9 protein-coding genes are annotated in these 11,403 nt (G+C 39.8%); 3 read left to right on the top strand and 6 right to left on the bottom strand.

Features of this window, described 5'->3' with window-relative positions; all coding sequences use genetic code 11:
• The first annotated feature begins 200 nt into the window (after positions 1-200).
• Positions 201-2,177 (top strand): hypothetical protein, encoded by a 1,977-nt coding sequence (locus tag BN3769_RS10155; protein ID WP_068470189.1) that lies wholly within the window; start codon positions 201-203, stop codon positions 2,175-2,177.
• Between the two features lie 382 nt (positions 2,178-2,559).
• A complete protein-coding gene (locus BN3769_RS10145; RefSeq protein WP_068470186.1) occupies positions 2,560-3,516 on the top strand; it encodes a tetratricopeptide repeat protein in 957 nt (318 codons plus the stop codon).
• A gap of 248 nt (positions 3,517-3,764) precedes the next feature.
• On the opposite strand, the gene BN3769_RS10140 is transcribed toward BN3769_RS10145, so the two are convergent.
• The 6 genes from BN3769_RS10140 to BN3769_RS10115 form a co-directional block, all read right to left on the bottom strand.
• Positions 3,765-4,214: a bis(5'-nucleosyl)-tetraphosphatase gene (locus tag BN3769_RS10140; protein ID WP_228840673.1), complete on the bottom strand. Its 450-nt coding sequence runs from the start codon at positions 4,212-4,214 to the stop codon at positions 3,765-3,767.
• A 10-nt stretch (positions 4,215-4,224) separates the two neighbouring features.
• Positions 4,225-5,472, bottom strand: a complete 1,248-nt coding sequence (gene fabF / locus BN3769_RS10135) for a beta-ketoacyl-ACP synthase II (protein ID WP_068470483.1) — start codon at positions 5,470-5,472, stop codon at positions 4,225-4,227.
• Positions 5,473-5,581: 109 nt separating this feature from the next.
• Positions 5,582-5,983, bottom strand: coding sequence for a ribosome silencing factor (rsfS, locus tag BN3769_RS10130; protein ID WP_068470185.1), 402 nt, complete (start codon positions 5,981-5,983; stop codon positions 5,582-5,584).
• Positions 5,984-6,362: 379 nt separating this feature from the next.
• Complete coding sequence (gene nadD / locus BN3769_RS10125; RefSeq protein WP_068470182.1) at positions 6,363-6,980, bottom strand: nicotinate (nicotinamide) nucleotide adenylyltransferase; 618 nt, start codon at positions 6,978-6,980, stop codon at positions 6,363-6,365.
• Positions 6,981-7,058: 78 nt separating this feature from the next.
• Positions 7,059-9,254, bottom strand: coding sequence for a glutamine synthetase III family protein (locus BN3769_RS10120; RefSeq protein ID WP_068470181.1), 2,196 nt, complete (start codon positions 9,252-9,254; stop codon positions 7,059-7,061).
• A gap of 351 nt (positions 9,255-9,605) precedes the next feature.
• Positions 9,606-10,247 (bottom strand): HAD family hydrolase, encoded by a 642-nt coding sequence (locus BN3769_RS10115; protein WP_068470179.1) that lies wholly within the window; start codon positions 10,245-10,247, stop codon positions 9,606-9,608.
• Positions 10,248-10,439: 192 nt separating this feature from the next.
• Between BN3769_RS10115 and BN3769_RS10110 the strand changes: the two genes are divergently transcribed.
• Positions 10,440-11,336, top strand: a complete 897-nt coding sequence (locus BN3769_RS10110) for a class I SAM-dependent methyltransferase (RefSeq protein ID WP_068470177.1) — start codon at positions 10,440-10,442, stop codon at positions 11,334-11,336.
• The last annotated feature ends 67 nt before the right edge of the window (positions 11,337-11,403 follow it).

Genomic DNA, 11,403 nt, shown 5'->3' with positions numbered 1-11,403 from the left:
AAACTTGTTATTATTTTCTCAATTTAAACTTAAATTAACTTCATTTCAAAAATATTTTCACAAATAAAACCATTAAATATTTTAAAAAATCAAAAAACTTAATAAAATTTTAATATTAATTTTAAAATAAGAAAATATTAAACAGTTAATTTATTATATTACTAATTAATCTTAATCTAATAAAACAATAAAAGGTCAAAATGAATTCATTAATTCCCGTTAACGGAATAGAACGGGTTTCATCTGTCAATTCTTTGAGCAGTGAAACTTCCGTATCATCGGTTAATTCTGAAAAACGCTTATCCAGAGAATCGTTAGCTTTAGATAGCCTAGACGAATTAGAAGATATTTTATTCGAACAACATTTGGCTACCTCTTCGTCTACGCCCTCTTTGTACACAGCAGAAAAATCTAAAATGATTAAGCAGTCTGAATATTATTTTGATTTTTTAAATCAAAAAAGACCGCCATTGATTATTACTCTTAATCCTGATATTCAACAAGTTGAAGAAAAGTTGGATTTGTGTTTAAAAGAAAAAATTCAGGCCTCTGTTGAAGCTAGAGCGTCAAAGATTTTTAAAAAAGCACTTCCTCCCGTTGAGCAATTCAAAGCAAAGATCACAGGCAATCCCGAGGGAGAAGAAATTGAAAAAGAGGAAATTGATCAATTCATTTTAGATCTCCAAAAGTTTCAAAGTGACTATCAAGAATTTGAAGAAGCACAAAAGAAGGATGTAGAAATCTCTGAAGAAGAACTTTGGGCAAAGCTGGTTCCGGATGATATCACTGGAGATAAACGTAAAAAATTAGAAACGCTCTTTGAGGAGAAATTGATCACTTCTCCACTTTCCTTCCCCAAAGCTTTACAGTCAGTGCAAAATACCCTTTTTGACGATAATTTTAGCTTCCTTCATGGAGAGGCAAGTTCTGATTCAAAAAAGAATTCTGTACTGAATGCCATGAAAGAAATCAGGAATCACTTTGGGAAATACGCCCCTAGCCTATTAAAAAAGGCAAAACATGAAAAACTGACTGAACTGTATGAAGAGTTGAAGGGTAAGCACCCAGCCAATAAAAAAATCTTGGAACAAAACCAGGAAATGGAAATAGAAATGGCGGCAAATCTTTTGAAAGAGCTTGCCAGCGAACATCAAGTCCATACATTTAACCGTTTTACAAAGCTTTTCTCTTGCCATGCCAACTTTGTCAACAGCATGATTTATTTGCTGAAAAAAATGGAGTTAAAAAGTATTCAACCCACCATTATTCAGAATATTGTTGTTGATATGCTTTCTCATGCCCATTTAGAAGAAAATGAGTCTGCCTGTACAGGTGATCATGAGTTTTATAGAAAAATGCAAGGCAAAGGAGAAGGTGGAAAGTTATTAACAGCTAAAAATGCAATCTTTAACGAGAAAATGAAATACATTTTTAGAAAAGCAACGCGTCAGCAATTTATTAGCCGGCAAGATGCTCATACTATTCCCTTTCCAGGTGTTTTTTCGTGGGACGTAAAAAAATTAAAGGAAAAGCTGGAAGCCCAGTCAATCTCAGTTAGCGAAAATGCACCTGACAGGTATATCACAAGTGGAACTTTTAAGGCTTTAAATATAGAAAAAAATAGGATGAAGCTTGTTCAAGAAGCTATTGACCAACTTGAAACAGAAATTCCAACTAATGAAGGGGAATTTATACATGCAGCTTTATTAATTATTATGAAGTTGACACTCGTTCAAGCCTCAGAAACCGAAGCTATGCCAGAGTTCATTAACCAACAGCTAGATCAACTATCTGAAGTTAAATTGCATAGTCTAAATCGCGTTAGCACAGGCCAAGGAAAGCGTTCATCTTCGTCTGTGGTTGTCGAGCGTGATTACAAAAAATTGTTAGGCAAAAACCTAGCCAACCTTGTTAGAAATAACAAAGAAGTAGACTTTGCTGAGGTGTTTAAAGAAAATCACAATTATATAGAGCAAACTTTAATTTGTTTGAATGCCCGTATTGCAGAACTGACTAAACATCCTATCCAGAAAACTTCTTTAACCAACTTGTATGAATTGCGCCTCATTTGCGATATATGGGCAGCTATTGAGAATGCTGAAGCAGAAGCTAAACATCCAATCAGCCCTTCTATCACGCCTAAATGGCATCACCTAACACAATGGATAGCCGCTTAAATTCCGTTCTCCTCGCCATTTCCTTTATCGGCGAGGAGTTCTTTTAAACCTAAGTGTGTATTAAGACGCATTCTTGCCTATTGAAATGACTTTCTTCCTAAAGAGAAAACCACTTGCATTTAGATCCTTAACGTTTTTTTATAGGCTACCCAATTGTTATTCTATTAAGACCTCTTGCTAGTGAATTGAGCAAATTTGAAATTTTTAATTATTTTCTAAGGGAAATTTTAACCTTAAATCAAACAAAACTTATTAAAAGAAACCATATTTCTTATAAAAATTTAAACAAAAAAAGTTTAATAAATAATCTTTATAAATTGACTTATTCTGATTTTTATTATATTATAATTGTAAATTTTTATTTTAAACAGGACATTCACTTATGCAATCTTCCCCTTGTGTAACCCCCTATTGTCAGCGTTTCTTCCCCACATACACAATTAAGTTGGATATCCCTTGTGAATTTATTAAAGAGGTTGATTTAGAAGAAAGAGAGGTTTTAACACAGTACGAATTCAAACACTTGGTGGAAGAGAGTTATACACATAAGCTAGGATATATTATTGCGATCGCCAAGGATGCGTTAAAGCGTCTGACCATTTACGATGGCTGTAGTTATATTCGCAATTCGTATGTGCATGAGAACGGTTCATCTGCCTTGAATAGAGCGCCCAATACAGATGTTTTTTTCTATCGCCTTTCCCCTCATAAAGACCTTTTTACTGTCGATAAGCCTACCGGGGCGGATACGAATAGGGTTGAAGAGCAAAGGGAAGCGCGCGATCCTGAACCTTCTCTTAAATTTAATTATCTTTGCACGGATAAAGATCTCAACGAATGGTTTTATTCTTTTATCGCTGCTCATGAGATCTATTCGGATGAAATAGCAGCAGGCCGCCAAGCAGCCTTGGCCAGCGAGCAATCTAAAATTGGATTACTCTATGAATGTCCCGACCTGATGTTAAACAAAGCCAATAATGCAGTAAGCGCTTGCACGAAAATTTTTTTTGCAAGGAATGAAAAAGAAGCTCTCTATTGGTATCAGGTTGCTGCTGAGAATAACAATGCAGATGCATGCACGCGGGTTTCGCGCTTTTATGCTAAGGGAATAGCCTGCATAGCTTCTCAAGAAACCGCTTTTAAATATGCGAAAAAAGCTTATGAACTTACTCCCACTAATTTAGAGAGGATAAAGGTTTTAGCTATCCGCTATTCAAACGGCTTAGGAACAGAAGTAAATGAAGAAGAAGCGGACAAGCTTATGAAGCGATATAAGCTTATAGAGCAATATAAAAGTATAGGTGCTTCTTCAGCAGGCATGTCAACAGCTTCCCCTTAACTATTTAAGGAGTTCCTATCAATCTTATCTTTACGCGAAGTTAACTTTTTAGAGCAGGGATAAAGGTGAAAAACGAAAGCCCATCCACTTGACGGACGCTTCCTGTTCCGGAAAGTCTATTCTTCTTCATTTATCTACCTGAACGCATTAATTTGTTCCGGCACTTTCAACTTTATTTCTGACGGAAAATATGGGCAGTGAAAAAATGGAGCGTATCGAATTGATTACGTGCCAGTAGGCGAACCATTCTAAGCGGGAATGGAAAAAAAAGTGGCGAGTTCTTCTACTTGCTGGCAAAGCAGCTTTCCTTCTTTGAAAGTAACATGCTGGGAAGCCTCAGAAAGAGGCAGCCACCGGCTGGCCTGAATCTCCGCTTCTTGAATCACCACCTGTCCTTCGACTAGAGCAATAAAATACCGGACAAGCTTGCAAATGCGCTGCTGACGGACCTTAAAAAAATAGCGCTCGATTAAATCCTCTTGAGATAAATACTTTTTTACTTTTAATCCCGTCTCTTCATAGAGCTCTCGCTCTGCAGCCTGCTGGGGAGATTCCCCAGCATCGGCATGTCCTTTAGGAAAAGCCCAATGGCCCGCTTGATGCTGAACGAGCAGAACGTGCCATTGCTGCTGACTATACCGCAAAGGAATGATTCCAAAAGAATAGTCATTGACCATAGGCAGCTCATTCAATGCCATTTTCAATCCTTTAAGGAAGATAAGGAGCTAAGATAATAGACGCATTATGCCCACCGAATCCAAAAGAATTGGAAAGCGCTTTATTCACGGTAAAAGACTCTGCTTTAGTAGGAATATCAAAGGCTAAGCCCGGCTCAGGATTCTCAAGGTTAATTGTCGGATGAAGGCGATTGTCGGTAATCGCTTTAATCGTCGCAATAGCCTCTACGCCTCCCGCAGCGCCGAGCAAGTGCCCAATCATGGACTTCGTTGAATTCATTTTAATAGAAGAAGGATGGCTAAACACTTTTTTTAAGGCATTGACTTCGGCCATATCCCCTGCTGGAGTTGAAGTGGCATGGGCATTGATGTAGTTAATCTCTTCCGCTTGAATGCCTGCATCCTGTAAAGCGCGGTGAATACATAAAGCAACGCCTTCTCCATCACTGCGCGGCTCTGTCATATGATGAGCATCGCAGGACAAGCCGCCTCCCAGGTATTCAGCCAAAATAGTTGCTCCGCGCGCTAATGCATGCTCTAAGCTTTCTAGAACCAAGACGCCGGCCCCTTCTCCCATCACAAATCCATCGCGACCTTGATCCCAAGGACGAGAAGCCTTAGCCGGTTCATCATTTCGCTGAGACAAAGCGCGGCAGGCGCAAAATCCAGCCAACCCCATGGGAATAATGGCCGCTTCTACGCCTCCTGCCAACATCAAGTCTGCATCGCCTTGGCGAATATGATTAGCTGCTGAAATGATGGCATAATTTGCGGTTGCGCAAGCGGTGGAAATGGAATAATTAGGTCCCATAAACCCAATATCCATCCCTAAAAGAGCGCCGCTCATATTCGTCAGGATATAAGGAACAAAGAAAGGAGACACTTTTCGCTGTCCTTTTTCCAATAGCGTCTGCACGCCATCGGCAAATACGCTCATTCCCCCCATGCCGGATCCAATTAGCACTCCGCAACGGGCTTTTTGCAATTGATCCAAAGCCTCTTTAGACAACTTTGCATGCTCTAAAGCCTTTTTTCCAGCGACCATAGTATAAGCAATCGATTTATCAACTCGGCGCGCCTGCTTTTTATCTAAATACTCACCCGTCTCAAAATTTCTAATGATTCCAGCAATGCGCGTAGGATAATCTTCGCAGGGAAACTCCGTAATAGTCGTAATTCCGCTATTGCCAGCTAAAAGGTTTTGATAGAAAACATCGACGTCATTTCCAAAGCATGAAACAACACCCATTCCCGTCACTACAATGCGCTTTTTATTCATGTTCCCTCGATTCATTCTTATTCTTATCATCTAAAGATTAAAAATACCTATCCGCCTTCTTAAGCTGAGCCGATAGATCTTGCTCTCTCACTTTTTTAGCTTGTTTGCTTCAATACAGGCTTTTCGCAAATTCTTTATTTTTTAATGGAGCCCCTGCCGTATTAATCTGGACATTGATTACGCTGCCTTCCTTCCACAGCTCTTCCAAGGCATATTTTTCTCTAAGATCCGGAATAAAGAGATGAGCGACAAAATACCCGTAGTCCAATACGACCCAGTCGCCCTCTTTTTCCCCTTCTACATGTAAAGGATGAATTCCCTTTTGCGCCAATTGATCAACAATTGTTTGAGTTAAGGCTTTTACATGCCGGTCGACCGTTCCTTCGGCAATGATAAAGTAATCCGTCATCGTACAAACGTTTCTAACATCTAAGACTAGAATGTTAAAGCCCTTTTTGTCATAGATGGCTTGCGCCACTTGATTGAGTTCTGAAAAAATAGACTGATCCATCATAAAATTAATGTTTAAAGTTAACCTCTTTTTAGGAGTGATAATTTTATCATACCTGGCAAGTTAAACACCATCACTTTAATAAAATAAAAGAACTTTCTTACCAGTGAGAGTATTCCTAATACCTCTTTTATATTTTATCATTTTTATATTTTTAAATAAATTATTAACAAAGCGATCATAAAAATAACGCTTTTATTAATCTTTATAATTGAGGAAAGAAATCAGGTAGAAAAATAGAACGCAACATTCCGGTTAACGGATGATTAAAACCGCCTAGATTGACGGTTAAATCAAGAGGGCGAAACAAGAACCAAAAGAGGCGAGAGGGTATTTTAAACAGCTCATGCATTTAATACACCCTCTTTAGCTAAGAGGCTCATTCCACATAGAGATGATGTTCTTGAATGTATTGCAAAACGGGATAAGGGATGAGATGACCGCAATAATGTCTTTGAGCTAAGCGTTGTCTTAATTCTGTACCGGAAATATCCATCAGCCGGGTTTGTATTAATCCTTTCAAGATAGCTTCTCTTATCGCTAAATTAAAATCTTGAAAAGCGTCTGTCTGCCAAATTCCCGAACGTGATCCGATTAGCAAAGGAACGAGCTTGACAATCTCTTCCGGCATATGCCAACGATAAAAATTGGGAAGCATATCTTCTCCCATCAGCAAAAAAAATTGATTGGGTTGCGGTTTGAAAGCCTCTTCGGCAATAAAAGCCTGCAAGGTATCAATGGTATAGGAAGGAGGAGGCCGTTTGGCCTCTAAATCTTTAAGGATAAATTGAGGAATATCTTTAATCGCTAAATGGACCATTTTCAATCGATGGTCGATCGAGGTCGGAGGAGCGTGGGATTTATGGGGGTTGAGTTGGGCGGGAATAAACCAAACTTCATCGAGTTGTTTTTTTTCCATTAGTTCAAATGCTAAATTGAGGTGTCCTACGTGAACGGGATCAAAGGATCCTCCTAGAAGCCCTATTTTTTTTAGCATGCCTTTCCCTTTCTTATTTAACTATCAATTGTTTCTCTTAAAAAATTGGAAGCTGGATAACTGGTGTGTCCTTCAATATTAAACCATAAAAAGAAGTTCGCGATACTTGGGAAGCGGCCATAATTGATCATCGACCAACGTCTCCAAGCGATCGACAGCTTCTCGCAATCCCTCCATTTTATGGGAAATTTGTTCACTAAAGCGCAAGGCTTTCTCTGTATTCGGCAAGGACAAAGCCTCCTTTTTTTCTTTCTCCAGTTCATCGGCTTTACGCATCGCCTCTTCAATGGCGTCATTAAAATGTTTTAAATAGGCGGCCTGCTTAGTGGAATGGAATTGATGAGGGGCAAGCGCGTCTTTAATTTGTAAAAAGCTCGTGGCAAGATGGGTTTGATACTCGATCGCAGCAGGCAAAATTTGCGTTTTAAATAACTCAAGTATAAGGTTCGCTTCAATATTCATGTGATGGGTATAATGCTCAAGCAAAATATCTTGGCGGCTCTTCAGCTCTTGCTCTGTTAAGGTCTTCTCGAATACTTTAACTGTTTTTGGATTGGATAAAATTAAGAAGGCCTCCGGTGAACGCTTAATGTTGGGCAGGCCGCGTTTTTGAGCCTCTTTCAACCAAGCTTCGCTATAATTGTCTCCCATAAAGCGGATGCCCTTGGAAAGCTTTAAATATTTCTGCAGAACAGGCATGACTGCTTGGGTTAAACGCTCGGGACTTCTTTGAAGCGCATCTCCATTTAGGTTGGCTTCAATTTCATCTAAAAGCATGTTCAAGCTTTCTGCAACAATTAAATTTAAAACCGTCACTGCAAAAGCTGGATTAGCCGACGAGCCTAAAGCCCGAAACTCAAATTTATTTCCTGTAAAAGCAAAGGGCGATGTGCGGTTGCGATCTGTATTATCTTTAGACAAATCAGGAAGCTCAAGTCCCAAATCATAGCGTACTTTGGATGCAACCGATGAAGAGCTGCCTTTATTTTCAATTTCTTCCAAGAGACTCTCCAATGCTTGCCCTAAATAGACAGAGACAATGGCCGGAGGAGCTTCATGGCCTCCCAAACGATAATCATTAGAAGCAGAACCGATAGAGGCCCGAAGCAAAGCGGAGTGTTGATAGACGGCGTGTAAGATAGCTGTCAATAAAATCAAAAAATGCAAATTATTATGAGGGACATCGGTCGGATCTAATAAGTTGAGCCCATCATCCGTCGACAAGGACCAATTGCAGTGTTTTCCAGATCCGTTGATGCCAGCAAAAGGTTTCTCGTGCAATAAGCAGGCCAATCCATGCTTTTGAGCGGTTTGACGCATCAGTTCCATCAACAAAATATTATGGTCAATAGCCGCTGTCGCTTTTTCAAAAACCGGAGCGACTTCATGCTGGGCAGGCGCCACTTCATTATGGCGGGTCTTAACGGGAATGCCCAACTCAATAGCAGATGTTTCAAAAGCCTGCATGAAAGCTAAAATGCGATCCTTAACCGCTCCAAAATAATGATCTTGCAACTCCTGCCCTTTAGGAGAAGGAGCGCCAAACACGGTTTTGCCAAGCAAAACCAAATCGGGACGCAAATTGCGCAATGCACGGTCAATGACAAAGTATTCTTGCTCTAGTCCTAAATTCGAGAAAACATAGTGGGCTGAAATACCCGTCAGCTTTAACAGCCGCAGAGCCGCTTGATCAATGGTGCGGTCAGAGCGGAGCAAGGGAATCTTGCTGTCCAATACATCTCCTGTCCAGGAGAAAAAAACAGAAGGAATGCAAAGGGTTATTCCATCCCCGGCCTTCCATAAAAAAATTGGAGAAGCAGGATCCCAGCCCGTATAACCACGCGCCTCATAGGTGCTGCGCAAGCCTCCGGAAGGAAAAGAAGAGGCATCCGGCTCTCCTTGCAAGAGCTGCTTTCCATTAAATTTTTCTATTACTTTATCGGGCGTATTCCAATCAATAAACGCATCATGCTTTTCAGCGCTCGCCCCTGTCAAAGGCTGGAACCAATGGCTGTAATGCGTGGCACCATGGCTAAGCGCCCATTCTTTAATGGCCACAGCAATGGTATCCGCATATTCCGGTTTAATTTTCTCGCGGCCGGACATGGCATTAAGAATGTTTTTATAAATATCGCGCGGAAGCATTTTTTGCATGAGCTCGCGCGAGAAAATATATTTGCCAAACGTCTCCGAATTCATGGGACGGATATCGCTTTGATAGGCTAATCGGTTCTCTTTTCCCATGTCTTTTAGTATAGTCGACCTAATATTCATATCTATCCTTACTTATTTGTCCTTATCCAAATTTTTTTAAATTCGAACGGCAAATTCAAAGCGTTATTTTATTCTTCTTAGAAGGTGTATTAATACACCTCTGGTTTGAAAAGCAATCTTTTCGATGGCTGGAACGATAGAAAATAAAGCAGTCCGCTCAATTCTGCCCGAGCTCATTTTTTTCAGATGCGGCTGTGCAGGAAAATGATAGAATAGCTTTTTAAAAGGGGTATAGATTATATTTGAGAGTGTTAGACTAATGCTCTTAGAGGCTGTATTCACGCTCATAATAGCCTATATGTGAGATTATTTTTTCTCTAGAAAAGCCCCGAATCGAGTCTATTAGCTCTCTTAAAGAATTTCCCAGCCATTGGCTTGGCAAATACGCTTTAATTGAAAATCCGGATCTACAGCTATAGCTTTTCCCGCCATTTTTAATACAGGTAAATCTAAATAGCTATCCGAATAAACGGTAATAGACGAGCGAGACAGCTCCCATTGTCTGATTAAAGATTCGACATAATCCGCCTTTCCCTGTCCTTCTAAAATGCGGGAAATATGAGCGAGATTGCCTAGCCCATCTGTCGAATAAATAGTCGCTTTCCAGTCATGGACTCCCAGAGCCTCTGCAATAGGCCTTACTAAGAAATCGGGGGAGCTGGATAAAATTACCGTATAATCTCCTTGCTTCTGCGCTTCCCTAAGACGGCAAAGAACAGGTAAATGAAGCATGCCCGCAAGTTCTTGCTCTACAAAAGCCTTTGCATGCCTTTCAATTTCTCTTAAAGAATGCCCTCTAAAAATGCTAAGGAAAGTTTTTTGGTGAACTTTTTGCAAAGGCATTCTTAATAACTTATGACGAGTATAATACGTCAGGCAAGCAAGCAAGGAAAAAAAAGAAAAGAATTTCTTTCGATAAAGGTAAGCCCCAAAGCGATAACTACTGTTGGCGTTCAGCAGAGTATGATCCAAATCAAAAACAGTTAAATTCAAATTCAGTCTCCTTTATTCCAGACAGGTTTGACATTAAAACCTTGAAAATTAAAATTTATTTTTTCTATTAAAGAATGTATTAAAACCGTTAAGCCAAAAACCAATCGAATCAAATTCGATTAATTTTTTTTGTGATTAAATATACACTCATGCTCCTTTTATATATCTCTTAATCTATCCATAGAGGTCTCCATGCAAGTTCCAGCCAGTTCCCTTCTTCCTTCTGTTTCTCCTTTCCCTTCTCTTGAAGAGACTCCTCTCCCTAATAAAGATGCGAATTTTTTTAACAAGTGGTGGCAAGGAGAGAATTACTCCAAGAATTCGAGAGCTCAATTTGCGTTAGCTCTGGAGATGTTAGAAAAAGCTTATTCTTTTCGTGGAAATGAAACGATCATTGACATCGGATGCGGATGCGGAGAAATTGCAACGATTTTAGCACATGACTCGGTTCCCAACGGTCAAGTTTATGGCATTGATCTATCTGCCAATATGATAGCTGAAGCCAGTAAAAAGTCTCAAGCCGTCTCTAATGTCTATTTCAAAGAAGACGATGCGCAATTTTTTAATATTTTTGCTCTTTCAGGCCCTGCCGATGTCATTATTTCTACCTCTGCTCTACACTGGGTACCCGATCAAAAAGCTGTCTGGGAAAAAATTAGAGAGCATTTACGCATAGAAGGATGCGCCCTGGTTTCTCTCAATCCCCCTCCTCGTCAAAAAGAATTAGCTCTTGCTATTGAAACTTGCATTCAACATCCCCACTGGCAGCCTTTTTTTGAAGATTTTAAAGAAAAAGCCATTATGCCCGAGATGACAATTGAGCAATATCGAGACATTATTTTAAGTGTAGGCATGAGAATAGAAACGGCTCAGCATAGTATTCGCCAGTCTTCTTTTGAAAACCAAGAAGCCTTCGCGAATAGTCTGCAAGCTTGGCTACCTCATATTGCGAAAATTCCAACCGCTCAGCAGAAGCGATTTGCTCAAGCTGTCTCGGAAACTTTTCTGGCCTATACGGCTCAAGATCCGACAAAAGAAGTCAAGCTAAGCTACAATCACTTTTGGATTAAAGCTTTTCGCAACCATTAAATAGATAATGAATTAGGCTAAAAAAAAAGCGGACCTCTAGAGTCCGCTTTTTATCTTACTCGCATCA

Source organism: Candidatus Protochlamydia phocaeensis, from assembly GCF_001545115.1.
GTDB lineage: Bacteria > Chlamydiota > Chlamydiia > Chlamydiales > Parachlamydiaceae > Protochlamydia_A > Protochlamydia_A phocaeensis.
This window is presented reverse-complemented; position numbering and strand designations above follow the sequence as displayed.

Bases quoted from the DNA above. Each gene is read 5' to 3' on its own strand.
- BN3769_RS10155 (WP_068470189.1), top strand. From the start codon at position 201: ATGAATTCATTAATTCCCGTTAACGGAATAGAACGGGTTTCATCTGTC.
- rsfS (WP_068470185.1), bottom strand. From the start codon at position 5,983: ATGGATCAGTCTATTTTTTCAGAACTCAATCAAGTGGCGCAAGCCATC.
- fabF (WP_068470483.1), bottom strand. From the start codon at position 5,472: ATGAATAAAAAGCGCATTGTAGTGACGGGAATGGGTGTTGTTTCATGC.
- nadD (WP_068470182.1), bottom strand. From the start codon at position 6,980: ATGCTAAAAAAAATAGGGCTTCTAGGAGGATCCTTTGATCCCGTTCAC.
- BN3769_RS10140 (WP_228840673.1), bottom strand. From the start codon at position 4,214: ATGGCATTGAATGAGCTGCCTATGGTCAATGACTATTCTTTTGGAATC.
- BN3769_RS10145 (WP_068470186.1), top strand. From the start codon at position 2,560: ATGCAATCTTCCCCTTGTGTAACCCCCTATTGTCAGCGTTTCTTCCCC.
- BN3769_RS10120 (WP_068470181.1), bottom strand. From the start codon at position 9,254: ATGAATATTAGGTCGACTATACTAAAAGACATGGGAAAAGAGAACCGA.
- BN3769_RS10110 (WP_068470177.1), top strand. From the start codon at position 10,440: ATGCAAGTTCCAGCCAGTTCCCTTCTTCCTTCTGTTTCTCCTTTCCCT.